At 72.0% G+C, this 23,996-nt stretch carries 24 protein-coding genes and 1 tRNA gene; 15 read left to right on the forward strand and 10 right to left on the reverse strand.

Features of this window, described 5'->3' with window-relative positions; genetic code table 11:
* Window positions 1-70: 70 nt before the first annotated feature.
* The 4 genes from ACVWWH_RS15790 to ACVWWH_RS15805 all read right to left on the reverse strand — a co-directional run bounded on the left by ACVWWH_RS15790 (window position 71) and on the right by ACVWWH_RS15805 (window position 3,253).
* Window positions 71-817: a phosphoglyceromutase gene (locus ACVWWH_RS15790; RefSeq protein ID WP_457317194.1), complete on the reverse strand. Its 747-nt coding sequence runs from the start codon at window positions 815-817 to the stop codon at window positions 71-73.
* Window positions 814-1,641: a class I SAM-dependent methyltransferase gene (locus ACVWWH_RS15795; RefSeq protein WP_457317195.1), complete on the reverse strand. Its 828-nt coding sequence runs from the start codon at window positions 1,639-1,641 to the stop codon at window positions 814-816. The genes ACVWWH_RS15790 and ACVWWH_RS15795 overlap by 4 nt, the downstream gene beginning before the upstream one ends.
* A gap of 109 nt (window positions 1,642-1,750) precedes the next feature.
* Window positions 1,751-2,074, reverse strand: a complete 324-nt coding sequence (locus ACVWWH_RS15800) for a DUF2516 family protein (RefSeq protein WP_066495466.1) — start codon at window positions 2,072-2,074, stop codon at window positions 1,751-1,753.
* A 9-nt stretch (window positions 2,075-2,083) separates the two neighbouring features.
* Complete coding sequence (locus ACVWWH_RS15805) at window positions 2,084-3,253, reverse strand: trans-sulfuration enzyme family protein (RefSeq protein ID WP_457317196.1); 1,170 nt, start codon at window positions 3,251-3,253, stop codon at window positions 2,084-2,086.
* A 148-nt stretch (window positions 3,254-3,401) separates the two neighbouring features.
* Between ACVWWH_RS15805 and tmk the strand changes: the two genes are divergently transcribed.
* Genes tmk through ACVWWH_RS15820 form a run of 3 tightly spaced genes read left to right on the forward strand, consistent with a single transcriptional unit; the run spans window position 3,402 to window position 6,750 of the window.
* Entirely contained in the window at window positions 3,402-4,064 is a 663-nt protein-coding gene (tmk, locus tag ACVWWH_RS15810) for a dTMP kinase (RefSeq protein ID WP_066495461.1), read from the forward strand.
* Window positions 4,061-5,203: a DNA polymerase III subunit delta' gene (locus tag ACVWWH_RS15815; protein ID WP_457317197.1), complete on the forward strand. Its 1,143-nt coding sequence runs from the start codon at window positions 4,061-4,063 to the stop codon at window positions 5,201-5,203. Before tmk ends, ACVWWH_RS15815 begins: the two co-directional genes overlap by 4 nt.
* Window positions 5,204-5,211: 8 nt before the next feature.
* Window positions 5,212-6,750: an alpha/beta hydrolase gene (locus tag ACVWWH_RS15820; RefSeq protein WP_457317198.1), complete on the forward strand. Its 1,539-nt coding sequence runs from the start codon at window positions 5,212-5,214 to the stop codon at window positions 6,748-6,750.
* A 13-nt stretch (window positions 6,751-6,763) separates the two neighbouring features.
* On the opposite strand, the gene ACVWWH_RS15825 is transcribed toward ACVWWH_RS15820, so the two are convergent.
* A complete protein-coding gene (locus ACVWWH_RS15825; RefSeq protein ID WP_457317199.1) occupies window positions 6,764-7,477 on the reverse strand; it encodes an HAD-IA family hydrolase in 714 nt (237 codons plus the stop codon).
* 224 nt (window positions 7,478-7,701) lie between these two features.
* Here ACVWWH_RS15825 and ACVWWH_RS15830 point away from each other — a divergent pair.
* Window positions 7,702-7,777, forward strand: a tRNA-Thr gene (locus ACVWWH_RS15830).
* 141 nt (window positions 7,778-7,918) lie between these two features.
* On the opposite strand, the gene ACVWWH_RS15835 is transcribed toward ACVWWH_RS15830, so the two are convergent.
* The gene (locus ACVWWH_RS15835; RefSeq protein WP_457317200.1) at window positions 7,919-8,152 is read right to left on the reverse strand and encodes a hypothetical protein; all 234 of its coding nucleotides are present in this window, start codon (window positions 8,150-8,152) and stop codon (window positions 7,919-7,921) included.
* Between the two features lie 332 nt (window positions 8,153-8,484).
* On the opposite strand from ACVWWH_RS15835, the gene ACVWWH_RS15840 reads away from it, so the two are divergent.
* The 3 genes from ACVWWH_RS15840 to ACVWWH_RS15850 all read left to right on the forward strand — a co-directional run bounded on the left by ACVWWH_RS15840 (window position 8,485) and on the right by ACVWWH_RS15850 (window position 12,548).
* Window positions 8,485-11,349: a phosphoesterase gene (locus ACVWWH_RS15840; RefSeq protein WP_457317201.1), complete on the forward strand. Its 2,865-nt coding sequence runs from the start codon at window positions 8,485-8,487 to the stop codon at window positions 11,347-11,349.
* Between the two features lie 243 nt (window positions 11,350-11,592).
* Complete coding sequence (locus tag ACVWWH_RS15845) at window positions 11,593-12,135, forward strand: hypothetical protein (protein WP_457317202.1); 543 nt, start codon at window positions 11,593-11,595, stop codon at window positions 12,133-12,135.
* Window positions 12,136-12,239: 104 nt separating this feature from the next.
* Entirely contained in the window at window positions 12,240-12,548 is a 309-nt protein-coding gene (locus tag ACVWWH_RS15850; protein WP_457317203.1) for a hypothetical protein, read from the forward strand.
* A gap of 161 nt (window positions 12,549-12,709) precedes the next feature.
* Here ACVWWH_RS15850 and ACVWWH_RS15855 read toward each other — a convergent pair whose 3' ends face one another.
* The 3 genes from ACVWWH_RS15855 to ACVWWH_RS15865 form a co-directional block, all read right to left on the reverse strand.
* Window positions 12,710-13,369: a cyclodeaminase/cyclohydrolase family protein gene (locus ACVWWH_RS15855; protein WP_457317204.1), complete on the reverse strand. Its 660-nt coding sequence runs from the start codon at window positions 13,367-13,369 to the stop codon at window positions 12,710-12,712.
* A gap of 63 nt (window positions 13,370-13,432) precedes the next feature.
* On the reverse strand, window positions 13,433-14,401 hold the full coding sequence (locus ACVWWH_RS15860) for a magnesium transporter CorA family protein (protein ID WP_066495442.1): 969 nt from the start codon (window positions 14,399-14,401) through the stop codon (window positions 13,433-13,435).
* A 52-nt stretch (window positions 14,402-14,453) separates the two neighbouring features.
* Window positions 14,454-15,110, reverse strand: a complete 657-nt coding sequence (locus ACVWWH_RS15865) for a hypothetical protein (protein ID WP_457317205.1) — start codon at window positions 15,108-15,110, stop codon at window positions 14,454-14,456.
* Between the two features lie 168 nt (window positions 15,111-15,278).
* On the opposite strand from ACVWWH_RS15865, the gene ACVWWH_RS15870 reads away from it, so the two are divergent.
* The 3 genes from ACVWWH_RS15870 to ACVWWH_RS15880 are packed head-to-tail and all read left to right on the forward strand — an operon-like array spanning window position 15,279 to window position 18,465.
* The gene (locus ACVWWH_RS15870) at window positions 15,279-16,112 is read left to right on the forward strand and encodes a slipin family protein (protein WP_066495438.1); all 834 of its coding nucleotides are present in this window, start codon (window positions 15,279-15,281) and stop codon (window positions 16,110-16,112) included.
* A gap of 4 nt (window positions 16,113-16,116) precedes the next feature.
* Entirely contained in the window at window positions 16,117-17,244 is a 1,128-nt protein-coding gene (locus tag ACVWWH_RS15875) for a hypothetical protein (protein ID WP_457317206.1), read from the forward strand.
* A gap of 54 nt (window positions 17,245-17,298) precedes the next feature.
* Window positions 17,299-18,465, forward strand: a complete 1,167-nt coding sequence (locus tag ACVWWH_RS15880; protein WP_457317207.1) for a cytochrome P450 — start codon at window positions 17,299-17,301, stop codon at window positions 18,463-18,465.
* Window positions 18,466-18,481: 16 nt separating this feature from the next.
* On the opposite strand, the gene ACVWWH_RS15885 is transcribed toward ACVWWH_RS15880, so the two are convergent.
* Window positions 18,482-19,210 (reverse strand): hypothetical protein, encoded by a 729-nt coding sequence (locus ACVWWH_RS15885; protein WP_457317208.1) that lies wholly within the window; start codon window positions 19,208-19,210, stop codon window positions 18,482-18,484.
* A 170-nt stretch (window positions 19,211-19,380) separates the two neighbouring features.
* On the opposite strand from ACVWWH_RS15885, the gene ACVWWH_RS15890 reads away from it, so the two are divergent.
* The 5 genes from ACVWWH_RS15890 (at window position 19,381) to map (ending at window position 23,982) form a co-directional block, all read left to right on the forward strand.
* Window positions 19,381-20,100 (forward strand): response regulator transcription factor, encoded by a 720-nt coding sequence (locus ACVWWH_RS15890; protein ID WP_457317209.1) that lies wholly within the window; start codon window positions 19,381-19,383, stop codon window positions 20,098-20,100.
* A complete protein-coding gene (locus ACVWWH_RS15895; protein ID WP_457317210.1) occupies window positions 20,097-21,440 on the forward strand; it encodes a sensor histidine kinase in 1,344 nt (447 codons plus the stop codon). The genes ACVWWH_RS15890 and ACVWWH_RS15895 overlap by 4 nt, the downstream gene beginning before the upstream one ends.
* Window positions 21,441-21,497: 57 nt before the next feature.
* The gene (locus tag ACVWWH_RS15900; protein ID WP_457317211.1) at window positions 21,498-22,064 is read left to right on the forward strand and encodes a dihydrofolate reductase family protein; all 567 of its coding nucleotides are present in this window, start codon (window positions 21,498-21,500) and stop codon (window positions 22,062-22,064) included.
* A 99-nt stretch (window positions 22,065-22,163) separates the two neighbouring features.
* Window positions 22,164-23,168 carry an FUSC family protein gene (locus ACVWWH_RS15905; protein WP_457317212.1) on the forward strand — a complete coding sequence of 335 codons (1,005 nt, stop codon included), beginning with the start codon at window positions 22,164-22,166 and terminating at the stop codon, window positions 23,166-23,168.
* 28 nt (window positions 23,169-23,196) lie between these two features.
* Window positions 23,197-23,982: a type I methionyl aminopeptidase gene (map, locus tag ACVWWH_RS15910; protein ID WP_457317213.1), complete on the forward strand. Its 786-nt coding sequence runs from the start codon at window positions 23,197-23,199 to the stop codon at window positions 23,980-23,982.
* Window positions 23,983-23,996 lie beyond the last annotated feature (14 nt).

Below are 23,996 nucleotides of genomic sequence, written 5' to 3' on the forward strand. Positions count from 1 at the left end.
CTCTCCGGGGCCCTCGCCGCTGTGGGCCCACAAGCGCGAGGTGGGCGGCCGGCGTCGTACTTCCTTCTTCTTACTTGCGGCCCTGGTTCTTGACGGCCTCGATCGAGGCGGCGGCGGCCTCGGGGTCGAGGTAGGTGCCGCCCGGGGTGACCGGCTTGAAGTCCTCGTCGAGCTCGTACACGAGCGGGATGCCCGTGGGGATGTTCAGGCCCGCGATGTCCTCGTCGCTGATGCCGTCGAGGTGCTTCACGAGGGCACGCAGGGAGTTGCCGTGCGCGGTCACGAGGACCTTCTTGCCGGCCCTGAGGTCCTCCTTGATCTCCGACTCCCAGTAGGGCATGAGGCGCTCGAGGACGTCCTTGAGGCACTCGGTGCGCGGGATGTCGTCGCCCAGGTCCGCGTAGCGCGGGTCGCCCACCTGCGAGAACTCCGAATCGTCCGCCAGCGCCGGCGGCGGGGTGTCGTAGGAGCGGCGCCAGACCATGAACTGCTCCTCGCCGAACTCCGCGAGCGTCTGGGCCTTGTCCTTGCCCTGCAGCGCGCCGTAGTGGCGCTCGTTGAGGCGCCAGGAGCGCTTGACGTCGATCCAGCCGCGGTCCGCGACGTCCAGGGCGAGGTTGGCGGTGTTGATGGCGCGCTTGAGCCGGGACGTGTAGAGGATGTCCGGCAGCAGGCCCTCCTCGGCGAGCATCTGCCCGCCGCGGCGGGCCTCCTCGCGGCCCTGGTCGTTGAGGTCCACATCCACCCAGCCGGTGAACAGGTTCTTGGCGTTCCACTCGCTGTGCCCATGGCGCAGCAGGATGAGCGTGTAGGTCATGGGGCCATGCTATCCGGCGCGACAGCGCCCCACGCGACCGTTACTTCGCCCAGCCGCCACCGGCTGGGGCCGTGGAGCACCGGCCAGCCCTGCGCCTTGACGGCCCGGCACATCGCGAGCCACCGCTGGCGGACGCCGAACGGTGCCAGGGGCGCGGCGGCCAGCCATGCGGCGTCGAGCGCGGAGAGGAACGCGTGCACGCGCTCCCCCGCCACGTTGCGGTGGATGAGCGCCTTGGGCAGCCGCTCGGCGACGTCCGAGGGCCGCTCGAAGGAGCCGAAGCGGACGGCGAGGGAGAGCGCGCGGGGGCCCGCGGCGTCGAGCGTCACCCAGGCGGCGCGGCGGCCGATCTCGTCGCACGTGCCCTCGACGAAGATGCCCTCCGGCGCGAGGCGCGAGCGGACGAGGTCCCAGATGCCCGGGACGTCGCCCTCCTCGTACTGGCGCAGCACGTTGAACGCCCGCACGAGCGCGAGCTTGCCCTCCACGGGAAGCTCGAAGCCGCCGACGCGGAAATCGAGGCCCTCGCGCTCGAGCGGCTTCGCGGCCTCGACGCGGCCCGGCTCGATCTCGATGCCGGTCAGGCGCAGGTCCGGACGCACCGCGCGCAGCCGGAGGAACAGCTCGACCGCGGTGATGGGCGAGGCCCCGTAGCCGAGGTCCACCGCGTGCGGGGCCGGCGGATGGAGCAGGAGCCGGCGCGCCTGGGTCCCGGTGATCCACCGGTCGACGCGGCGCATGCGGTTGGGGTTGGTGGTGCCCCGGGTCACGTTGCCGACGACGCCGCCGCGCACCACCCGGACGGGCCTCGCCTTCTGCACCACGCAGGCAAGCCTAGCGGCCGCCCGCACTCCCCCGGGGCGACCTCGCGGGGCGGGGTCAGCGGTGGGCGACCGCGGGGCGGGGTCAGCGGTGGGCGACCGCGGGGCGGGGTCAGCGGTGGGCGACCGCGGGGCGGACGTCGGCGAGGTAGACGCCGGCCGCGGTGACGGCGGCGATGTTGAACAGGCCGTAGCCTCCGAACCCGAAGATGAAGCCGCTGCCCTCCGGGAGGATGACCCCGAGCACGGTCACGAAGGCCGCCGCGCCGGTGACCCCGAGCCAGAAGCCCTTGGTGCGCTTCATCCGCGCCTCGAACATGGGCGCCTTGCGGATCAGGCAGTCCACGAACGCCCAGACGGCGACGGCAGCGCAGATCAGCCCGGTGACGTAGAACGAGGCGAACTGGATCCAGAAGATGAGGAATTTGCCGTCCACGCGCCCAGCCTACCGTCCGGAGTCGAGGGCCTGGCGGAGGTCGTCCCACAGGTCCTCGACATTCTCGATCCCGACGCTCAGCCGCACGAGCCCGTCCGGGACCGTGTGCGGCTCCGCGAGGTGCCGGCGGCGGCGCTCGATGGTCGATTCGACCCCGCCCAGGCTCGTGGCCGGGAGCCACAGCGCGACCCGGCCCACGAACGCGTCGGCGGCCTCGGCGCCGTCGAGCTCAATGCTGATGACCGAACCGAAGCCGGCCAGCTGGGCGGCCGCACGCTCGTGCCCGGGGTCGGAGGGCAGCCCGGGGTAGCGGACGCGCTGGACCGCGGGATGGTCCTCGAGGCGGCGCGCGAGCTCTCCGGCGGTGGCCTGCGAGCGCTCGACGCGCAGGGCGAGGGTGCGCAGCCCCCGCAGCCCGAGCCAGGCCTCGACCGGGCCGGCAATCGCGCCGTGCAGGGTGCGGTGCTGGTGCAGGCGCGCGCGCAGCTGCTCGTCCGCCGTCACAGTGACGCCGAGGAGGACGTCGGAGTGCCCGGCCAGGTACTTGGTCGCGGAGTGCACCACGACGTCGGCGCCGACGCCGAGGGGCTTCTGCCCGAGCGGGGTCGAGAACGTGTTGTCGACGACCACGAGCACGCCCGAGGCGTGCGCTGCGGCGACGAGGGTCGGGAGGTCGGCGACCTCCATCATGGGGTTCGTCGGGCTCTCGACCCACAGCACGTCCGCGCCGTCCAGCGCCGCGACGGTGGCCGCCGTGTCCTCGATGTCCACCTCGAGGAGCGTCAGCTCGCCGCGCTCCGCCTTGAGCTGGGCGAGCCCGAGGGTGCCGGAGTACGAGTGCCGGGGCGCCACGACGACGCCGCCCACGGGGACCAAGCTCAGGGCCGCGGCCACGGCGCCCATCCCCGAGCTGAACAGCAGCGCCGGCAGCGGGGAGCCCTCGAGCTTCCCGACGGCGTCCTCGAACGGCTCCCAGGTCGGGTTCGAGAACCGCGCGTACCCCCGGGCGCCCTCTCCCACGCCGCCCAGGCCCACGAAGGTCGACGAAAGCACGATCTCCGGGTTCACCGGGGAGTCAGTGCCGCGCTGGGGCCGGCCCGCGGCGACGGCCAGCGTCTCCGGGGCGAGGGCTGCGAGCGCAGCGTCGTCGAGGTGCGGGTACTCGGGGTCGGCTCTCATGCGTCCCAATCTAGGACACGCCGAGCGCTGTCCACATGGCACTCGGGCCTTTGCGGCGAGCGGCGCATCCACCGGTAACCTAGAAGCGGTGATCTCCCCCCTCGTCCCCCAGTCCAGCCCCCAGCCCAGAGTTCCGCACGGCTCCGGCCTGCGCTCCGCGCCGGGGCTCTTCGTGGCGTTCGAGGGCGGCGACGGCGCGGGCAAATCGACCCAGGCCCGGCTCCTCGCGGATGCACTCCGTGCCGAGGGGCACGAGGTGCTCCTGACCCGCGAACCGGGCGGGACGGAGATCGGCGAGAAGCTGCGCGGACTCGTGCTCGAGCACGGCCACGGAGAAATCGACCCGCGCACCGAGGCGCTCATCTTCGCCGCAGCCCGGGCCGCCCACGTGGCCCAGTCGATCCGCCCCGCCCTGGACCGGGGCGCCGTGGTGATCACGGACCGGTACATCGGCTCCTCGGTGGTCTACCAGGGCGTTGCCCGCGGCCTCGGCGCCCCCGAGGTGCGCGCGCTCAACGCCTGGGCCACGGAGGGCCTCTGGCCGGACGTGACCGTGGTGCTCGACGTGGACGAGGGCGAGGGCCGGGCGCGCCGCACGGCAGGGCGCGGCGAGGAGGACCGGCTCGAGTCCGAGCCCGACGACTTCCACCGCAGCGTCCGCCGGGCCTTCCTCGACCTTGCCGCCGCCGACCCCTCGGCCTGCCTCGTGCTCGACGCGGCCAGAGCGCCCGAGGACCTCGCGGCGGAGGTCCTCGGACGGGTCAGGGCAGCGCTCGCGGCGCCCGCAGCGGCCGGCGGGGCGCCCGCATGAGCGTCTGGGACGAGCTCCGGGGCCAGGCCCCCGTGGTCGAGCAGCTGCGCCGCGCCGCCGCGGGCGACGGGCTCACCCATGCCTGGCTGTTCACGGGCCCCCCTGGCTCGGGCCGCTCGACCGCGGCCAAGGCGTTCGCGGCCGCCCTCAACTGCGAGGCCGAGGACGTCCTGGCGCGCGGCTGCGGGCAGTGCCCCGGCTGCCAGGCGGTCCTCACCGAGACCCACCCCGACGTCGAGTTCGTGCGGACCGAGAAGGTGACGATCACGATCGACGAGGCCCGCGAGATGGTCGCCAAGGCGGGCGACCGCCCGCAGACGGGCCGCTACCGCGTGATCGTGGTCGAGGACGCCGACCGCATGGCCGAGCGGACCACGAACGTGCTCCTCAAGGCGATCGAGGAGCCCACCCCGCGCATCGTGTGGATGCTGTGCGCCCCCTCCCCCGCCGATGTGCTCGTGACCATCCGCTCGCGCTGCCGCCCGGTGGGCCTGCGCCTGCCGCCGGTGCAGGACGTCGCCGCGCTCCTCGTGGAGCGCGACGGCGCCGAGGCGCACCTCGCGCTCGAGGCGGCGCGGGCCGCCCAGAGCCACATCGGGATCGCCCGCCGGCTGGCCAACGATCCCACTGCGCGGCAGCGGCGCACCAACACCGTGCGCGCGCCGCTGGCCCTCACCACGGTCTCCCAGGCCGTGGCCCTCGCCGAGCAGCTCGTGAAGATCGCCACTGAGGAGGCGAACGCCTCCAATGACGAGCGCGACGCCGCGGAGCGCGCCCGGCTCCTCGCGACGCTCGGGGTGGCCGAGGGCGACAAGCTGCCGCCGTCGCTGCGCGCCCAGGTCCGCCAGCTCGAGGAGGACCAGAAGCGCCGCGCGAAGCGCTCCGTCACGGACTCCCTGGACCGCACCCTGACCGATCTGCTCTCGTTCTACCGGGATGTGCTGATGGTCCAGCTCGACGGCGGCCTCGAGCCGGTCAATGCCGAGCTGGCCGAGGACATCCAGAGCTTCGCCGCGAAGTCCACGCCCGAGGCCACCTTGGCCCGCATGGACGCCATCAACACCACCCGCCAGCGCATCACCACCACGAACGTCGCCCCGCTCCTCGCGGTCGAGGCGATGGCCGTTGCCCTGATCTGAGGAGACCTGTGACGTTCCCCGCTCCCCCGCGCCGCCGGCTGGCTGCCGTGCTGGCCGCGCTCGTGACGGCCCTGACGGTGCTCACGGGCTGCACCCCGTCCGCAGGCGGTCCGCAGGCCAGCAGCGATCCGGCGGCGACCCAGGGCGCTCCGGCGGGACTCGAGAAGTTCTACACGCAGAACGTCCAGTGGAGCCCCTGCGAGGGCGGCAAGTTCGACTGCACCACCGTCAAGGTGCCGGTCGACTACGCCAACCCGGGCGGCGACACGGCCGACCTCGCGCTGATCCGCCTCAATGGCCGCAACGCCAGGGGGAACCTCCTGGTCAACCCGGGCGGCCCGGGCGGCTCGGGCTACGACATGGTCAAGGACTCCGCGCAGACCATGTTCTCCGCGAAGCTGCTCGACTCCTACAACGTGATCGGCTTCGACCCCAGAGGGGTCAAGCGCTCGGCGCCCGTGACCTGCGTGAGCGATTCGGAGCGGGACGCCCTGCGGCAGTTCACGGCGGACCCCGACACCGATGCGGGCCTCGCGGCGACGTTCGCCGAGCAGAAGAAGCTCATCGACGCGTGCCAGGCGCACAGCGGGCCCATGCTCGCGCACACCGACACCATCAGCGCGGCCAAGGACATGGACATCATCCGCGCCGCCGCGTCCCGCGAGGTCCAGCTCGACTACCTGGGCTACTCCTACGGCACGTTCCTCGGCTCCACCTACGCGACCCTGTTCCCCGACCGGGTGGGCCGCATGGTGCTCGACGGCGCCCTCGACCCCTCGCTCGACAACCACGAGATCACGCGCGGCCAGGCGCGGGGCTTCGAGGCGGCGGTGCACGCCTACGTGCGCTCGTGCCTGACGCAGTCCGACTGCCCGCTCTCCGGGTCCGAGGACGCGGGGGTGGCGAAGATCCAGGCGCTGCTCGCGACGGTGCGGCAGAGCCCCCTGCATACCAACAGCGGCCGCACCATCAACGTCACCGACTTCGTCAACGGCTTCATTCTGCCGCTGTACAACGACAAGAACTGGCCGGCCCTGACCCAGGCCCTCGTGGGCGCCTTCAAGGGTGACGGCAGCGGAATGCTCCGCCTGGCGGACATCGCCGCGGACCGCGAGCAGGACGGCACCTACAGCTCCAACAGCAACTTCGCCTTCATGGCGTACAACTGCCTCGACTACTCCACGGACGCCTCCCCCGCCGCGATGCGGGCCGAGGCGGCCCAGCTCAAGCAGGACTCGCCCACCCTCGGGGAGTTCTTCGCCTATGGCGGGGTCAACTGCCGCGACTGGCCCTACAAGCCGGTCCGCACTCCGGCGCCCGCGCACTACACGGGCCAGAGCCCGATCCTCGTGGTGGGCACCACCGGCGACCCGGCGACCCCGTACGAGTGGGCCGGGAACCTCCGCAAGCAGCTCGGCAATGCGGCCCTGCTGACCTGGAAGGGCGAGGGCCACACCGCCTACGGGCGGGGCTCGACGTGCGTGGACAACGCCGTGGACTCCTACCTCGTGGACCGCAAGGCGCCCACCGACGGCACCCGCTGCTGACCGGCCGGGCCGCTCAGCGCGCTTCCGGCTCCCCCCAGAGCAGCCTCGGCAGGTCCGCGATGGAGGGCACGACGGCGTCCGCCCCGGCGGCGTGCAGCTCGCCGGCGGTCTGGGCTCCGGTGAGGACGCCGACGGCGGCGCCCGCGCCGGCCCGCCGGCCCGAGACGATGTCCGCCTCGGTGTCGCCGACCACGACGACGTCCCGGACGTCCTCGATGTCCAGCGCGAGGACCGCCGTGAGGACCATGTCCGGGAAGGGGCGTCCGCGGCCGGCGTCCTCGGAGCAGAGCGAGAGGTCGGCCAGGCCCATCCAGCCGAGGGCCTCGAGGACGCTGTTCTGGGTGTGCCGGCCGAACCCGGTCGCGAAGCACACCCTGACGCCCCGTTCCCGCAGCAGGTGCACGGTGTCCTCGGCCCCCGGGACGGCCGCCACGGCGCCGGCCGTGATCATCGCGTCGTACGCCTCCGAGAAGGCGCGGGAGGCCGCCCGGGCGGTGCCGCCGTCGTCCGTGAAGACGCGTGAGAAGAGCGCGGCGCGGTCCATGCCCGCGCTGCGGCGGGACTGGGCGAGCGCCTCCGCGAGCCGCTCTCCCTGCACTCCGCGGGCGTGCAGCACCTGTTCGACCGCTCGCTCAGCGGCGCCCCCGTCCGTCACAGTGGTGCCGTTCATGTCCAGCACGGCAAGGCGTGGCGTGCGCTCGGGGGCCGGCCGCAGGTGCAGCGTCATTGATGGGACCTCGTTCGTCTCGACGGCCCAGGATCGGCCGCGGTTCTGCCGAGCATCCCAGCCGCCGCGGTCAGACGCCTGAACGTGCCGGATACGCCGGGTGAACACCTTCGGATGCGGGGCTGGAGGCACCCGCGGACAGGCGGCGCTCCGTTTTGACCCCGGCCGAGGCGCTCGACTACAGTTGTCTCTCGGTGGTTCGACGAACGGCGGACCGCTGGAACGCCTCCTTAGCTCAGACGGTAGAGCGTCTCACTCGTAATGAGAAGGTCAGCAGTTCGATCCTGCTAGGAGGCTCCACAGCCCCTCTTTGACCTGCGGAAACGCAGATCAGAGAGGGGCTTTCTCGTGTCCCCACGCATCCCCGATCACCCAGACCAAAGCCCCGATGTGCTCGCCATCCTTGACCCAGTAGGGGCTGCGATCCCGGGCGGCGAGAGCTCATGGGTGGGAGGACGGCAACATCTGCCTCATCTGCTCAGGAAGCTCCATCCCGTGGGACGCTGCGAACTTCTCGAGGTTCGGCATCATGATCGCCGTCTGGCGCTGGGCGTCTTCGGTTGACGTGAACGCCACGTACTCGCTGTCCACATAGTTGACCGGGATGTGCCCCGGCTCGATGACGAAGGCCTCCCCTGCCTCGTAGGTCTCCTCGGTCCCATCGGCCCTGCGCACCCCGAACTTGCCCTTGATGCTGTGAGCGTCCCACCGCAGGCTCCCAGAGCCGAAGGTCCCCGGGGGTCACCGCCATGGCCTCCGCGTGGCGCTTACCGGGGGCGGCCGCTGTTCCCCCTCAGTTCAACGGCGCATCACAGGGTCTTCACAGGAATGTAAGACTCGGCGACAAGGCTTGTAAGGCCGGGATCCGGCCCTCACGCGCCTTCGTCCCTCAAGCCACCGGGGGAGCCTCCCGGACACCATCGATACCTCGCCCACTCGCGCCGCGAGCCCTCTGGGCTGAGAAGAGGAGAACCGCAATGGCCCCACGGCAAAGAGCCACCCGAAGATTGCCCACCATCCGCCACGGCGCTGCTTCCGGCCTGCACCGGCTGTCCAGGCTCGCTGAGGGGCGCAAGCCGCTCGCCATTGTCGCCGCGAGCTGCGGCATCGCGCTGCTGGGCGGCGGCGTCGCCGCCGCCTCGACGATCGCGTTCGGCCAGCACCAGGTGGGCACCGAGAGCGAAGGCGGCCTGCAGATTTCCTCGGACCAGGTGATCAAACCCATCGGCGACCGCCTGATGACCCCGTTCGGGAAGATCATGGGCTCGACCGTCAGCCCGGACGGGCACTTCCTCGTCGGAACGAGCACGGACCGCTCGGTCGACCTGCAGGTCTTCGACCTCCGCACCTACAAGCCCGTCGCAGCAGCGGGCACCATGGCGGCGACGTCGTTCTCCTCGGCCGCGAGCAGTGCAGGCTACGGGACCATGGCCTACCAGAAGATCTCCGACGGCTCCGTCGGCCAGGACGGCCCGGTCTTCTCCCCCGACGGCAAGTTCCTCTACGAGCCGGTCGCCACCGGGATCGTCCGCTACCCCTTCAACGGCGACGGCACGCTCGGCGCCGGCACCACGATCAACATCCCGACTCTGGGCGGCAAGCAGGCGCTGACCGCGGGCATGGCGTTCTCCCCCGACGGCTCCACCCTGTACGCCGCCGTGAACGGGCAGAACGCGGTCGTGGCCATCGATCCGGCCGCGGGCACCATCAAGCGGACCATCAGTACCGGCATCGCGCCGCGCCAGCTCACGTTCGTCGGCACCACGCTGTACGTCTCCAACGAGGGAGGCCGCCAGGCCGCCCCGGGAGAGGCGACGATGAACTCCTACGGAACGCAGGTTCCGGCGGACCCCAACCTCGGCACCTCCACCACCGGCACCCTCAGCGTCATCGACACCGCGAACGCCGCCGCACCGGTCGCGTCGATCGACGTCCAGCTGCACCCGACAGCGATGCACCTCGACGGCTCCACGCTGTATGTGGCGAACACGAACAGCGACACCGTCTCGGTCGTCGACACCGCCGAGAAGAAGGTGCTGCAGACCATTGCGACACAGCCGTGGGCTCCTTCGCAGGTGGGCTACGAGCCGACGGGAATCACCATGCAGGGCGATCATCTGCTGGTCTCGCTGGGGCGCGCCAACGCCGTCGCCGTCTACAAGGTCGACAAGAAGGACCCGAAGGACCCGGCCAGCTACATCGGCCTGCTGCCCACGGACTACTACCCGGGCAACGTCACCGCGGTGAACGGCCAGATCGTGGCGACCAACGTCCGCGGCATTGATGCGCGGGGCCCCGAGCTCAGCTTCGACAAGGGCCAGGGCACCAGCGTCGCGACAGGTCACGGCACGCACTCCACCACGGCCTCGCTCACCCGATTCACCCTGCCGGGGGACGAGCAGATCAAGGAGTACACGGCGACGGTGTCCCAGCAGAACGGCTGGGACGGCAGCTCAGTCAAGCAGGCCACGGCAGCAGAGGCCGCCAAGATCCCCGCGGTGGCCGTGCCGAAGCGGCTCGGGGAGCCGTCGGCCATCAAGCACGTGTTCCTGATCGTCAAGGAGAACCGCACCTACGACCAGGTCTACGGCGACATGAAGCAGGGCAACGGCGACGCGTCGCTCGCCCAGTTCGGCGCGAAGGTCACCCCGAACCAGCACGCGCTCGCCAGCCAGTTCGGGCTGTACGACAACACCTACGACATCGGCACGAACTCCGCCGAGGGCCACAACTGGATGATGCAGGGTGACAACCCGGCCTACACGGAGACCAGCGCCGGCGAGTACAAGCGCTCCTACGACACCGAGGACGACGTGCTCGGCCACCAGCGCTCGGGCTTCCTCTGGACGTCCATCCAGGGCGCCGGCAACACGGCGCGGAACTACGGCGAGTTCGACTCGGAAGAGGGCAAGCCCGCCGGCGCCACGTGGCAGAACTACTACTGCGCCGCGACCAGCACCATGGCCGGAGGCGACCCTTCCCAGCTCTTCACCCCGTCGCTGCAGATGCACGCCGGCTCGGCGATCCCTTCCCTCAACGACATCACCGACACGAACGCGGCCCCGTTCGACACCGCGGTGCCGGACATCTACCGCTACGCGACCTGGAAGCAGGACTTCGAGAAGAACGGCCCGAAGAACTTCCAGATGATGTGGCTCTCCAGCGACCACACCGGCGGCACAGCCGACCCGGAAGCCCAGGTTGCCGACAACGACCTGGCCGTGGGCAAGATCGTCGACGAGATCTCGCACTCCCAGTACTGGAAGGATTCCGCGATCTTCATCGCCGAGGACGACAGCCAGAACGGTGCGGACCACATCGACGGCCACCGCGCGCCGGTGCAGGTCATCAGCCCGTACGCAGTCCACGGCCGCACCGTGAGCACCTACTACTCGCAGATCAACATGGTCCGCACCATCGAGCAGATCCTCGGAGCCCAGCCGCTCAACCAGAAGGTCGCCGCGGCCACCCCCATGTTCGACGCCTTCACCACCAAGGCCGACATGACGCCCTACACCACGGTCCGCAACCAGGTGCCGCTCACCGAAGGCGTCAAGACCGCGCCCGCCTGCGGACTCGACACGCTGGGCCAGACCGGCGCCGCAGCCGATGCGGTGAACGCGTCGGCAGCCCAGGCCGCGGCCGTCCCAGCACCGATGCAGACCACCGCCAAGCAGTGGGAGGACTGGTCCGAGCAGCAGCACCTGACCGGCAACGGAGCGAAGGAAGACTACGCGAACCCGAACCTGTTCAACCGCTGGACCTGGTACCAGACCCACCGGTGGCAGAGCCCCTACCCGGGCGACGCCAAGATCTACGGCCCCAACGACGTTCCGGGTGTCCCCGCTGGATCGACCGACCACGACGACTGACCACCCCTGACGGTAGGCGGCAGCAGACCTGAGGCCAGAAGGCTGAGGCCCACCCCCGAGGGGGTGGGCCTCAGCCCCTTCGACCGCGGCGGCCAGGAGGGTACGGGCATGGTGGTCCTTCGCGCTGGATTCCGCGCGGGGTGCAATGCGCGCGGCCGGCACGGCTCAGCCTGCCGCACGGCGTAGGCTCTGCTCGTTGGGGGGAGCGCAGGAGGTGCTCCGCACGCCAGAAGGAGCACCAGCATGAGCTATGACCAGCAGCCTCCGCACCAGCAGCCGTGGCCGGCTCAGCCGGCAGCCCCATGGCCTGCGGCCGGGTCGCTCCTGCCTCAGGATGCCGAGAAGTCGAGGCGGTGGCGGCTCGTCCTGGGGTGCAGTTCCCTGTTCCTGGCCCTCGCCTCCGGCTTCTACGCCTCCATCAACATCGCCTCGGTCATCGGCGCGAGGCGGGCCATCGAGGCCGCGGGCCGCTACGTCCCGGCGAGCGCCATGGCGCTCGCCGCGGCGATCATCGGCGTGTTCTGCCTCCTTGCCCTCGCCTACGCGGGCATCGGCGCCTGGAACATCGCGGCCCGGCGCTCCACGGCCAAGGCCCCGCTGATCGCCGCGATCGTCCTGGCCGGCGCGGCGTTCGTCCTCATCGTCTTCTACATGGCGACCAGGTCGACCGGCGGCTTCCAGCTCGGCGGGCTCGCGCTGAACGCGCTCATCGTGTCCCGGGCCGTCACCATCCTGCGGATGAAGAAGACCCCCGCCTACCCTGCCGCCGCCCGCTGGACCAGCTGACCCGCAGTTCCGTGCGCGATTCCGGTACCAAAGTCTCATCCCAGGGCCCCTTCCGGCTGCCACAGTGAAACCAGGAAGCACAGCGGCATCAGGAGGGCCGGGCGATGATGGGCATCGATGACGTGGTCCGGGCCTGGAGCCTGGCCGGCACTCCCACGGCGGCAGACCGTCTCAGCCGCTACGCGCGGGCCCTCGTCGCCGAGCGGCCCATCGGCCCCTACAGACCCCTGGACGATGACCAGGAGGACCTGGCGATCCTCGCCCTGTACCGCGTCGACCGACCGCACGCGACCATCGGGGACCTCCACCAGATTCCCCCGCTGGCCCTCTCCTCCTACCACCAGATGCTCCACGACCTGGCGAGCGAGGGGTTCGGGCCGCTCATGCCAGTCCCCGGTGCTCCGGCGTTCTGAGGGCCATGACACAGAAGTGGAGGGGCCCCAGCTGCCAGGGCCCCTCCACTTCGCTGCGGGTTACCAGTCCGCGGTGAGAATCCTTTTTCGGGAGAGGAAGCTCACCCTCACTTGTACCCAACGCCCATTCCGGTCAAACGCCGACCCCGCTCAGACTTTGCTCAGACGCTGCCCGTCGGAGCCGCGCGGCCGCCGACGTCCGCCGTCAGACTGTCGATTCGCCCCAGCGCGCGCTCGAGCTGTTCGACGGCCCGCCACAGGTCCGGGTGCAGGTCCCTGACCTCTTCGAGGGTCCTCCCGGCCGACCGGAGGGACGCCAGGTCGAAGCTGACGTTCGTGCGGGCGCCGGCGACGGCGGCCCGGAGCGCACCGAAGGCGACCACGACGTCGGCGATGAGGGCCCGGTTGCCGTGGGCCGCGAGCCAGGCCAGATCGTCGATCGCGTCCATGGCGTGCTCGCCGAGGACGGCCGATGCCCGGGCGGCGTCGACGGACGCCCGGTGGATGGCCTCGTCCCTCTCGGGGCCCGGCTCCAGGCGGAACGCGGCCCCGAAGGCGCGCGAGGCCGAGGCGTCGTCGTCCGCCAGGCGCAGCGCCGTCTCGCGGAGCGACCGCGCCCTCGCCCGCACCGCGTCGACCTCGGCGCGCCGGGATCCTTCCGCCTCGGTGTAGCCGGCGACCATGGAGGCCAGCGAGGCCGCCACGGCGAGCATCACCCCTGTTCCCGCGCCACCTCCCGGGGAGCCGGTGGACTGGGCGAGGGCGTCCGTCCAGACGTCCACGGTCGCGGTGCGGGTGGTCACATCCTGAGGTTCGTCCACGGGGACCTCCTTTCCCCAGAATGCGCGGCGCCACACCGGCGGGCAGTCACCGCTCTCTGGGGATCAGATCCACTCCTTGCGACGGAAGAGGACGTAGAGCCCGACGCCGCCGCCGACGATCAGGCTCAGCGACAGGACGAGCCCCAGAGTGCTCTGGAATCCGAGGAACGGCACGTTCTGCCCGAAGAACCCGGTGACGGCAGTCGGGACGGCGATGATCGCGGCCCAGCTGGTGAGCTTCTTCATCACCAGGTTCATCCGGTTGCCCTGGATGCTCACATGGGTCTCGAGGATGCTGCTGACCATGTCCCGCAGCGATTCGGTCCAGTCCGACGCCCGCAGGACATGGTCGTAGACGTCCTGGAAGAACGGCTGCATCGCCGGGTCTGCGATGTCCAGGTCGCGGCGCAGGACCGTGTTGAGGACCTCGCGCATCGGGAGCACGACCCTGCGGAGCCGCACGAGGGCCTTGCGGAGCTCGAACGAGCGCCGCTGCAGGTCGTGGTCGGAGGAATGGTCGTCGAAGAGCGCGTCCTCGAGGTCCTCGATGCGCTCGTCGAGGTCCTGGACCACGTCGAAGTGTCCGTCGACGAGCAGGTCGATCAGGCCCCAGAGCAGGAAGGCGACGCCGTGGTCCGCGACGTCGGTCTCCCGGTCCCACCGCTCCGTGAGCCGGTCGGCGGAGAAGCCCGGCCCGTGCACCGTGACGAGGGCGCGCCGCGTGATGAACGCCTTGACCTCGTTCACGGCCAGGCCGCCGTCCCCGGGCTCGAGCGTCGCCTCGTAGGCGGCCAGGAACAGGTGGGTCCGGTAGCGGTCGAGCTTGGGTCGCTGGTGGTCGTGGAGCGCGTCCTCGACGGCGAGGCGGTGGAGCCCGAGGATCGTCTCCATGGCGGAGAGGTCCTCGTCGCTGGGCGACTCGTAGTCGATCCAGACCGTCGCGCCCTCCTCGGCCAGGAGCCCCTTGATCTCCTCGAGCGCGAGGTCCTCGCGCTCGACCTTGCCGTCGCGGTACAGCCGGGTACGAACCATTCCGCAATCCTAGGCAGGGCGACCTTGGTGCCAGCTGGGTCCGGGCAGCGGGTCAGAGGCCGAGGACGTGGAGGGCCGTGGTCCAGTCGTGGGCGATGGCGGTCTGGGCGGCCGCGAGCGTCACGGTGTGGGCGCAGACGGCCCGGTGCAGGGCGTTCTCCACGGCGTCCTTGGGGTTGGTCGTGCCGGTGGCTCCCGTCCTGTTGGGCTCGGGCCACAGGTTGGAGACGGAGTTCGCGCCGCCGAGCTCGAGGCTGACCAGGTGGTCATACTCTGTCGTCGCCGACGCGCTCTCGCCGTATTCGCGCAGGCTCTCGGCCTTCACCTGCGCCACGGCCGCCGAGGACGGGCGGACGGAAGCCGTGTAGCCGGCCCGGCAGATGGTCGAATCGATGGTGGCCTGGGTGACGGCCGGGTCCACGGCGCCCGGGGTACAGGCGTGGTCGGGCAGGTACTTCCCCGCGGCGGCGTCCACCGCGCGGGCCCGGCAGTGCCCGGCCGGGAGCTGCTCGTCGACGGTGACCCGCGACGGCGAGTGGACCTCCTTGACCTGCCCCGGATCCGCGGGCTGCGACGGCTGGGCGGAGGCCGAGGCTGCGGAACGGCCGTCGGCGATGGCGGTCCCGAGGGAGGCAGCAGAGCAGGCGGCAGTGGCGGCGGCGAGCGCGGCGGCCGCTGCCGCGGAGGCGAGGAGGCGGAAGGCATTCATGTCCCTCCATGTCTAAGCCCTCGGCCGGGGCTGACCGGTGGCGGCGCGCCGACAGCAGGGGCCGTCCGCCCCTAACCCTTTGGACCGGGGGCAGGGAAGATGGATGCCAGGACCGTTGCGCTGCCAGACGGGAACCTCCTGCGGTCCGCGCTCGAAGGAGGGATCTCGATGGACGTCGTTTCCCTGACCGTCCTCGTCATCGTCATCGTGGTGCTCCTCATCGCGGCGAGGATGTCGATCCGCATCGTCCGCCAGTACGAACAGGGGGTCCTGTTCAGGCTCGGCCGGGTCGTCGGGGTGCGGATGCCCGGGCTGCGGCTCATCATCCCGGTCGTCGACCGCCTGCCCCTGGTGAGCCTTCGGATCGTCACGATGCCGATCCAGTCGCAGGGCATCATCACCCAGGACAACGTCAGCGTCGACGTCTCCGCGGTCGCGTACTACCGGGTCGTGGATGCGGTGAAGTCCGTGATCGCGATCGAGAATGTCGCGGCCGCCATCGACCAGATCGCCCAGACCACCCTCCGCAAGGTGGTGGGCCAGCACACGCTGGACCAGACGCTCTCGGAGACCAGCCGCATCAACGCCGACATCCGCCAGATCCTCGACATCCTGACCACCGAGTGGGGTGTCGAGGTCACCCTCGTCGAGCTGAAGGACATCCAGCTGCCCGAGAGCATGAAGCGGGCCATGGCGCGGCAGGCCGAGGCCGAGCGGGAGAAGAGGGCCAAGATCATCGCCGCCGAGGGCGAGGCCATCTCCGCCACGGCGCTGGGCGAGGCCTCCGACACGATGATGGCCCACCCGCTCGCCCTGCAGCTGCGCAACCTCCAGAGCCTGGTGGAGATCGGGGTCGACAAGAACACCACGGTGGTCTTCCCCGCCCCGCTGATGAGCATGATCGGAGAGCTCTCGGCCTTCATCGCCCGGGAGAACCAGGCTGCAGCGGCCGCAGCGGCCGCACCGGCCGCGGACTCGAAATCCCCCGTCAAGGCCGCCTGAGCCGATGGATGCCGCTGCGGCCCCCGCCCTCGCAGGTCCCCCGGCCTCGGCCCGCCGCTCCACGACGGCGGCCGAGGACACCGTGTCCCTCGTGGCCGGGCTGTGGCTGCTGACCGGGACCTACGTGGACGGATGGGCCCACAACAATCTCGCGCACCTCGAGACCTTCTTCACTCCGTGGCACGCGGTCCTCTACTCGGGCTTCGCGGCCAACGCCGTGTGGATCGGGTCCCTCGTATGGCGCCGTCACCGCCGCGGGACCCGGTGGGCGGACGCCCTCCCTGTCGGCTACGGCGGGGCCGCCCTCGGCGTCGCCCTCTTCCTCGTCTCCGGCGTGGCGGATCTCGTATGGCACTCGGTCTTCGGCATCGAGCAGGACATCAAGGCGCTCTTCAGCCCCTCCCATCTCGGGCTGGCCACGGGCGGGTTCCTCATCCTCGGCGCCCCCTTTGCTGCCGCCGCCGCCGCACCGCCCGGACGGACGACGCCGGCCCGGCTCACCACGGCCCTCGTCAGCGCCGGGCTGTGCGGCATGGTCGCGATCTTCATCCTCCAGGAGTTCGCCGTCTTCGCGCGCCACGGGCTCATCCAGACCTACGGCCCGTCGCTGGGCGGCATCCGGGCGGTCATGCCCGCAACGTCGGCCAGCACCATCGTGGCCCTCGGCTCGTTCCTCGTCTCGACGGCCGCACTCTTCGTCCCCATCCTCCTGGCCGCCTCCCGGTGGCCGGTCCCGGCCGCCGTGCCGGCCCTCCTGGCCTTCGTGCCGTCGGTGGCCCTGCAGGCCATGGTCGGGTTCCGCGACGCGTGGCTGGTCCTCGCGGCGGCCGCCGGAGCAGCGCTGGTCGGACTCGCCTGGCTCGCTCTGCGGCCTCGGCCCGACCGTGCCGTCCGCCTGCGGGCCGCGGCGGCGATCGCACCCCCGCTGTTCTGGGGCCCCTACTTCGCGGGCGTGGCCTGGACGGACGGGCGGCTGAGCTTCTCCCCCGAGATCTGGACCGGAATCCTCGTCTGGACCGCGCTCGAGACGCTCGCGATCGCCGTCCTCCTCTCTGCCACGAGGAAGCCACCGGCCCGGGGAGCCCTCTGGCGCCGGGACGGCGGCAGGAGCAGGATGAGCGCCAGAGACTGAGCCCAGCCACCTGCGATGAGCCCAGCTACCTGCAAGCCCCGCTGGAGGAACCCCATGAGCCTTGTGTCCGAGCTGCCGGGACGCTTCGACCCCTTCCCGCTGTACCGGGAGCTGCGGGAGGACTCCCCCGTGCTGTTCGACGACGCGCAGGAGGTGTGGCATGTGTTCCGCTACGACGACGTCCAGCGGGTGCTCTCCGACCACGCCGTCTTCTCGTCGAGGATGCGCGCCGGCCGGGAACCGGACCAGAACCACCTCTTTGCCTCGAGCCTCATCAGCACGGACCCACCGCGGCACCGCCAGCTCAGGTCCCTCGTCTCGGAGGCGTTCACGCCGCGGGCGGTGGCCGCCCTGGAGCCGCGGATCTCCGAGATCGTGGACGAGCTCCTGGACCGGGTGGCCGGGACGGGGTCCATGGACCTCATCGACGACTTCGCCTACCCCCTGCCCGTGATCGTCATCGCGGAGCTCATGGGCATCCCCGCCGAGGATCGCGACCGCTTCAAGCGGTGGTCGGACGTCGTGGTGAGCCAGACCCGGGAGTACGAGAGCAGTCCGGTTCGGGCCTCGGCCCAGCAGGAGATGGCGGAGTACTTCTTCGCCATGATCGAGAGGCGGCGGCGCGATCCGGGCGAGGACCTCATCAGCCGGCTGCTCGCCGCCCAGGTCGACGGCGAGCACCTGAGCGTGATCGAGCTCCTGGGCTTCTGCGCCCTGCTGCTCGTGGCCGGCAACGAGACCACCACCAACCTCCTGGGCAACGCCGTGCTGACCTTCGCGGAATGGCCGGGCACGATCGAGCGGCTGCGGGCCGAAAGCGGAGCCCTGCCCTCGGCGATCGAGGAGGTGCTCCGCTTCCGGTCCCCGGTCCAGTCCATGTTCCGGGTCACCACCGAGGACACGACGCTGGGCGCCGCCTCCCTCCCGGCCGGGTCCCGCCTGGCCGCCTGGATCGGCTCCGCCAACCGCGACGGCCGGCAGTTCCCGGACCCGGAGACTTTCGCCCCCGATCGGCGCCCGAACCGGCACCTCGCCTTCGGGCAGGGCATCCACTTCTGCCTCGGGGCCCCCCTGGCACGCCTCGAGGCGCGGGTCGCGCTGTCAGCCCTCCTCGCGCGCCTGCCGGGCCTGTCTCTGGCTCCGGGCGCGCCCCTGGAGCGCATCGACAGCACGATCATCTTCGGGCCCCGGGCGCTGCCGGTGCAGTGGCAGCCGGCGTGACGCCCGGGGCGGCTGCTCAGCTGCCCGCGCTGGGCGACGGCGACGGCGAGGCAGGCGCCGACGGCGCCGGAGAAGCGGGCCCAGACGGCGAGGCGGGCGCCGACGGCGAGGAGGAGGCCTTGGGCTTCGCCGGGGCCTTCTGGATCGCCTCGGCGAGCTTCTTGATCCCGGCGCCGTAGGTCCCGTCGAGCGCGTGCGCCTTGATGGCCTGGGCATCGGCGACCTCCTGCGCGGGCGCGGCCCCCGCCAGGGTCCACAGGTCGTCACGGAGCTTCTGCGGCAGACGCCGGAATTCCACGGAGTACCGGTTGGCGGCGGCCCGGGCCACGGCCTGCGCGTGCTGGCCGTACTGGGCGCTGTCGTCCTGACGGATCACGACGGCGAGCACGCGCCGGAGTGCGGCCCTCGCCGGATGCTTCGCGGAGGCGGAGGCGCTCGGCGACGGCGCTGCGCTTGCCGCGGGGACTGCCGTCTGGATGACCGATGCCTCCTGGGCGGCAGCAGCTCCGGAGTCGGCCGCAGCGACGTCCGCGCCGAGGCCGTCGAGCGAGGTCAGGTCCGCCAGCGACTCGTCTGCCTGCGGCTGCGGGGCCTGCGCCGCCTGGGGCGGGGCGCTGTGGGCCTGGAGTGCGACGGCGGTGCCGCCGCCCGCGAGCAGTGCCGCAGCGAGTGCGGACGCGGCGCCGGCCGCCCAACGGCGACGCGGCCGCCGCACGGGGATGGTGGGGTCTGGCTGGGAGAACATCGCAGTGCCTTTCGCAAGTGCTGTCGTGAACGCGCGGATCCGGCATGCCTGCCGATCCGCTGCCCAGCATGGCGGACCCAGGCAAGCTGGGTGTTCGGCGGATGTTCGAGGAATGTAAAGTCCGCGGCCAGCGGCGGCCGCCACGCGCCGTCGTGCGTTTGAATGAACCTGTGGAAGATCGCAGCGGGAGCACCGGCGAGGGGCGGGGGCTGGTCCTCGTGGTCGAGGACGAGCACGCGATCGCCGACCTCGAGCGCCTCTACCTCAGCCGTGCCGGGTACGGCGTGCACGTCGAGCGGGACGGCGGGGCGGCGCTGGCGCGGGTCCGCCAGCTGCGGCCGGTGGCGATCGTGCTCGATGTCGGGCTGCCCGGCGTGGACGGGATCGAGGTGTGCAGGCGGCTGCGGGAGGGCGGCGACTGGACGCCCGTGATCTTCGTGACCGCGCGCGACGACGAGGTGGACCGCGTGCTCGGCCTCGAGCTCGGCGCGGACGACTACCTCACCAAGCCGTTCTCCCCGCGCGAGCTCGTGGCCCGGGTGAAGAGTCTGCTGCGCCGGGCGTCGGGGCCGCCGTCGGCGCGGGTGCTCGCCGTGGGGGGTGTCCAGCTCGACCTCGACCGGCGCACGGCCGAGGCCGCGGGCCAACCCGTGCCCCTGACGGCCATGGAGTTCGACCTCCTGGCCCACCTCATGTCCGAGCCCGGGCGCGTCTTCAGCCGGGAGCAGCTCCTCTCGGCGGTGTGGGGCCAGGCGGACTACGGCGGCGGCCGCACCGTCGATGTGCACGTGGCCCAGCTCCGCGCCAAGCTCGGCGCCGCCAGCCCCGTGCGGACCACCCGCGGGGTGGGCTACAGCGTCTCGGCCGATCCGGGACAGGGGCGCCCGTGAGGGCCTGGTTCGGCTCCCTGCACTTCCGGGTCACCCTGGTCATGGCCGCCGTCGCCGCGGCCGCCACGCTCATCGCGGGCCTCGTCGGGGCCCAGCTCATCCGGTCTGCGGCCGTGGACCAGGCACGCTCGAGCCTGGCCCGGGAGGCCACCGCCCTCAGCGCCTCGGGCAACGTCACCGACCTGGCGTCGCTGCGCGAGCTCGCGTTCGGCGAGGCCGGCCGGATCGCCCTCGTCCAGCCGGACGGCACCGTCACCGGCGCGGGGCGGCACCTGGTGAGTGCGGACGCCGCCGCGAAGGTCCGCGCCGGGCGGTCGGTGTCCCAGACGGAGACCGTCACCGGGATCCCCGTGGTCGTCGAGGCCCGGCCGATCGCGGCCGGCGGCGGACTGGTCCTCGCGGAGCCGGTCTCCGCCGTGACGCAGGCCGCCGGGCCGCTCGTGGCGCGGCTGGCCTGGGCGCTCGTGGTGGGCTTCGTCTGCGCCGTCCTCGGCGGAGCGCTCGTGGCCCGCTGGGTGGCGACGCCGCTCACCCGCCTCGCCTCCGCGGCGCGGCGGCTGGCCGGGGGCGAGCGGGGGGTCACGGTCGACGGCGGCGGCCCGGCGGAGATCTCCCAGGTCTCCCGCGCGCTGGGGGCCCTCGACAGTTCCCTGACCGCGAGCGAGGCGCGCCAGCGCGAATTCCTCCTGTCCGTCTCGCACGAGATGCGCACCCCGCTCACGGCCCTCCAGGGCTACGCCGAGGCCCTCGCCGACGGGGTCATCCCGGCCGAGGACGTCCCGCGGGTCGGCAGGACCCTCTCCGCCGAGACCGAGCGGCTCGACCACTTCGTCCGGGACCTGCTCGAGCTGGCGCGCCTTGAGGCCGACGACTTCCGCATCGACGTCCACGAGGTCGATGCCGCGGAGCTGCTGCCGTCCGTCGTCGAGGCGTGGCGCGGGGTGTGGGAGCCTGCCGGAATCGCGATGCGCGCCGAGGCAGCCGGCCCCCTCCTCGTCGCCACGGACGCGCGGAGGCTCCGCCAGCTGCTCGACGGGCTCGTCGAGAACGCCCTCCGGGCCACCCCGCCGGGCGCCCCGCTGGTGCTGGCCGGCCATCCGGAGCCCGGCGCCGTGGTGCTCGAGGTGCGCGACGGCGGCCCCGGGCTGGGCGAGGAGGACCTGGCCCGGGCGTTCGACCGCGGTGCGCTCCGCGACCGGTACGCCGGCAAGCGCAGGGTGGGCACGGGCCTCGGCCTCTCCATCGCCTCACGGCTCGCCTCCCGCCTGGGGGCCGAACTCGCCGCGGGGCACGCGCCCGAGGGCGGCGCGGCCTTCGCGCTCCGGCTGCCCGCGCTCTGAGCGTGCAGGGGCCGCCAGGTCTGGACATGCGCGCGCGGAGCGCGGAAGGCTGGCGCCATGCGGAAACTGAGCTACGGCATGAACGTCACGCGCGACGGCTACATCGCCGCGCCCGGGGACGACATCGGCTGGAGCGGGCCGCCCAGCGAGGAGCTGTTCCAGTGGTGGCTCGAGACGGAGCGGGCGAACACCCTGTCCCTGTATGGGCGCAAGCTGTGGGAGACGATGAGCTCCTACTGGCCCACCGGTGACCAGCAGCCCGGGGCCACTGCGGCAGAGATCGAGTTCGCCCGGGTCTGGCGGGACACCCCGAAGGTGGTCTTCTCCTCGACGCTCGGCACGGTCGGCTGGAACTCCCGGCTGGTCGCCGGCGACGCGGTCGAAGAGATCACCCGGCTCAAGGCCGAGGAGGGCGGCCCGATGAGCATCGGCGGCGCCACCCTCGCCGCCGCCGCCCTCCGGGCCGGACTCATCGACGAGTACGTCCTCGCCACCTATCCGGTGCTCGTGGGCGCCGGCACCCCGTTCTTCACCGCGCTGGGCAGCTGGATGGATCTGGACCTCGTCGAGTCGCGGACGTTCCCCGGCGGAGTGGTCCTGACCCGGTACGAGGCGAGGCGCTGACAACGGCGCCTATGCTGGGAGCAGCAGGGATCCCAGGCCCTGCGTCAGACGCAGGTGTCCCACCCGCGGATGGCGCGGTGGCAACGAAGGGAGTGCTCAGTGCGGCTGCTGGTGGCGCGTATCCGCGGCTTCGCGGCCCTCGGCCCCGCGCAGGAGGACCACTGGCCCGCCCTGAGGATGGTCCTGGGCGTCGGCATCCCCACGGCCGCACTCCTGGTGGGCGGGCACCTGGAGCTCGTGATCGACGCGGTCTTCGGCGGCTTCGCCGGGATGTACGGCCGCGGGCTGAGCCGGGCCGTCAGGCTGCGGCACCAGTCCTCGGCAGGCGCGCTGCTCGTGGCCGGCGTGGGGCTCGGATCCTCGTTGTCCGCCCTGCAGGCCCCCCAGGCAGCCCTCGTGCTCGCGGAGGCAGCGTTCGCCGGGCTCGCCTCGCTGGCCGCCGACCGCGTCGGGTTCCGTCCCGCGGGCCCGTTCTTCGCCCTCTTTGCCTTCGGAGCGTGTGCCGCGCTCGACCGTGCCGACCCGGGGGTCGCGACCGCGGTCGCGCTCGCCGCGGCGGTGTTCGCCATCGCGATCGGCGCATCCTCCCGCCGTGCCGCGGCCCGGCGCCCCGTCAGGCTGCCCGGCGCGCCGCCGTCCCTGCGGAGGGCAGGCGGCTATGTGCTCGCGGTCTCGGCGGCTGGCCTGGCCGCCCTGGCCCTGGGCATCGGGCACCCCCACTGGGCCATGGCCGGCGCCGCCGTCCCCCTCTCGGCGACGGGCTTCCACGGACGGCTGCGGCGCGGCCTGCACCGCGTGGTCGGCACGCTGGCAGGGCTCGGCCTGACGGGGGCGATCCTCACCTTCCACCCCACGCCGCTCGTGATGGGTGCCCTGGTCGTCGTGCTGCAGTTCCCCACCGAGCTGTTCATGGCCCGCCACTATGCCCTCGCCCTGTTCTTCTTCACACCGCTGATCCTGCTCATGACGCGGCTCGCGCTGCCCGGACCGGCACAGGCGCTGATTGCCGACCGGGCCGTCGAGACCGTCCTGGGAGTGCTCGTGGGGTTCGCGGTGGTCCTCATCGACGCGGGGCTGCCCCGCCGCGTGCGGGCGATGGGCTAGGGTCAGTGAGCACGAGGAGAGGCATCACATGGTCGAGATCCTGAGCCCCACGGAGCTGGAACGGGCGAGGCACACCGGGGCCCTCGTCGCGGACATCCTGCAGGCCCTCAAGGCGCGCAGCGCTCCGGGCACGAACCTGTTGGACATCGACCGCTGGACGCAGACGATGATCGCCGATGCAGGGGCGCTGTCCTGCTACGTCGACTACGCGCCGCCGTTCGGCCGCGGACCGTTCGGGCACTACATCTGCACGGCCGTCAACGACGCCGTCCTCCACGGTATGCCCCACGACTACACGCTGGCCGACGGCGATCTGCTCACCCTCGACCTCGCCGTCACCAAGGATGGCATCGCCGCGGATTCCGCGATCAGCTTCCTCGTAGGCGAGTCGGACCGCCCCGGGAGCACGGCGATGATCAGGGCCACCGAACGGGCGCTGGACGCCGGCATCGCCGCCGCCGTGCCGGGTGCCCGCATCGGCGACATCTCGTACGCCATCGGCAGCGTCCTGCGCGCCGAGGGCTATCCGGTCAACACCCAGTTCGGCGGCCACGGCATCGGATCCACCATGCACCAGGACCCGCACGTGCCCAACAGCGGACGGCCCGGCCGGGGCTACCGGCTCCGACCCGGGCTGCTGCTCGCGCTCGAGCCGTGGATCATGGAGGACACCGCCGAGCTGGTCACCGACGCCGATGGGTGGACCCTGCGCAGCGCCACGGGCTGCCGCACTGCACACAGCGAGCACACGATCGCCATCACCGAGGACGGGGCCGAGATCCTGACGCTGCCGGCGGCCCTCCGCCGCCAGTAGACCGTGGGGAGCCC

The organism is Sinomonas sp. RB5 (assembly GCF_054063535.1).

Bases quoted from the DNA above. Each gene is read 5' to 3' on its own strand.
- ACVWWH_RS15790 (WP_457317194.1), bottom strand. From the start codon at position 817: ATGACCTACACGCTCATCCTGCTGCGCCATGGGCACAGCGAGTGGAAC.
- ACVWWH_RS15805 (WP_457317196.1), bottom strand. From the start codon at position 3,253: ATGAGAGCCGACCCCGAGTACCCGCACCTCGACGACGCTGCGCTCGCA.
- ACVWWH_RS15815 (WP_457317197.1), top strand. From the start codon at position 4,061: ATGAGCGTCTGGGACGAGCTCCGGGGCCAGGCCCCCGTGGTCGAGCAG.
- ACVWWH_RS15825 (WP_457317199.1), bottom strand. From the start codon at position 7,477: ATGACGCTGCACCTGCGGCCGGCCCCCGAGCGCACGCCACGCCTTGCC.
- ACVWWH_RS15845 (WP_457317202.1), top strand. From the start codon at position 11,593: ATGAGCTATGACCAGCAGCCTCCGCACCAGCAGCCGTGGCCGGCTCAG.
- ACVWWH_RS15850 (WP_457317203.1), top strand. From the start codon at position 12,240: ATGATGGGCATCGATGACGTGGTCCGGGCCTGGAGCCTGGCCGGCACT.
- ACVWWH_RS15860 (WP_066495442.1), bottom strand. From the start codon at position 14,401: ATGGTTCGTACCCGGCTGTACCGCGACGGCAAGGTCGAGCGCGAGGAC.
- ACVWWH_RS15865 (WP_457317205.1), bottom strand. From the start codon at position 15,110: ATGAATGCCTTCCGCCTCCTCGCCTCCGCGGCAGCGGCCGCCGCGCTC.
- ACVWWH_RS15870 (WP_066495438.1), top strand. From the start codon at position 15,279: ATGGACGTCGTTTCCCTGACCGTCCTCGTCATCGTCATCGTGGTGCTC.
- ACVWWH_RS15875 (WP_457317206.1), top strand. From the start codon at position 16,117: ATGGATGCCGCTGCGGCCCCCGCCCTCGCAGGTCCCCCGGCCTCGGCC.
- ACVWWH_RS15880 (WP_457317207.1), top strand. From the start codon at position 17,299: ATGAGCCTTGTGTCCGAGCTGCCGGGACGCTTCGACCCCTTCCCGCTG.
- ACVWWH_RS15885 (WP_457317208.1), bottom strand. From the start codon at position 19,210: ATGTTCTCCCAGCCAGACCCCACCATCCCCGTGCGGCGGCCGCGTCGC.
- ACVWWH_RS15900 (WP_457317211.1), top strand. From the start codon at position 21,498: ATGCGGAAACTGAGCTACGGCATGAACGTCACGCGCGACGGCTACATC.
- map (WP_457317213.1), top strand. From the start codon at position 23,197: ATGGTCGAGATCCTGAGCCCCACGGAGCTGGAACGGGCGAGGCACACC.